Annotated in this window: 2 protein-coding genes; both read right to left on the bottom strand. The window is 43.5% G+C overall.

Annotation, left to right across the window (positions count from 1 at the left end; all coding sequences use genetic code 11):
* The coding region (locus AC1M84_RS14200) for a proton-translocating transhydrogenase family protein (protein ID WP_171495786.1) at positions 1–131 on the bottom strand (131 nt) is incomplete at its 3' end.
* Between the two features lie 11 nt (positions 132–142).
* Positions 143–1,171 (bottom strand): NAD(P) transhydrogenase subunit alpha (locus AC1M84_RS14195; protein WP_481595224.1); only part of this gene is annotated, 1,029 nt, incomplete at its 5' end.

Below are 1,171 nucleotides of genomic sequence, written 5' to 3'. Positions count from 1 at the left end.
CCGACAATAATAATTGAAGACAATGCATTCGTTACGGCCATCAGCGGCGTGTGAAGCGCAGGTGTCACTCCCCAAACAACGTAATAACCTACGAAGATTGCGAGGACAAAAATTGTAATAGTTTCAACCATGATCAGTCTCCTTAACCACGCTTCAACAGCACTTGACCACCATGAGTGACAAGCAATGCTTTTTGGATTTCATCTTCTTGATTAATGCTGTAGTTTTTATCTTGATCAAAAAGCGTTTCAACAAAGTTATAAACGTTACGTGCATATAGCGCTGAAGCTTCTGTAGAAACGGTCGCTGGAATATTTGGAATACCCAAAATTTTCACGCCATTATCAGTCACAACAGTTTCACCGCATTTTGAGCCTTCAACGTTACCGCCAGTTTCAACTGCCATATCGAGGATGACTGAACCTGGTTTCATTTTGGCAACTGTTTCAGCTTTAATTAAGCGCGGTGCATCACGACCTGGTAAAAGCGCCGTCGTGATCACGATGTCAGCATTCGATACCGCTTTGTCTACAATTGCAGCTTGGTCTTTAATATATTGTTCACCAGGCATCCAACCATAACCATTTTTTGCAGCTTCATCGGCACGCGCTTGCTCTTCTGCTGACATTGGTACGTCTAACCATTTACCGCCTAAAGATTCAACTTGATCTTTGGCTGTTGGACGTAAGTCTGTCGCTTCAACAATAGCACCTAAACGTTTGGCTGTTGCAATCGCTTGTAAGCCTGCTACACCAACACCCATAATGACTACACGAGCTGGTTTAACCGTACCCGCCGCTGTCATTAACATTGGGAACATACGTTGGTACTCTGCCGCCGCAAGAAGCACAGATTTATAACCTGCCAAGTTTGCTTGTGATGACAACACGTCCATATTTTGGGCACGAGATAACGTACGTGGTAATAACTCAAGTGCAAATGCAGACACTTGCTGAGCAGCGAATTGATCAAGTTCCGTATTACGGTACGGATCAAACATCGCAACCACTGTGGTGTTTGGGGCTAATTTTTGTATTTCTTCGCCTTTAGGTGCGCGAACTTTTAAAACCAATTGACTGCCGGTATAAGCATCATCAACAATTTTTGCACCAACCTGTTCATAGGCACTATCAATATAAGCAGCTTTAACACCTGCATTACGTTGGATAAC

It is taken from the genome of Acinetobacter sp. 24-47-66 (assembly GCF_056779755.1).
Note: the sequence above shows the minus strand (reverse complement) of the source record. Positions and strands in the feature narration are given on the sequence as shown.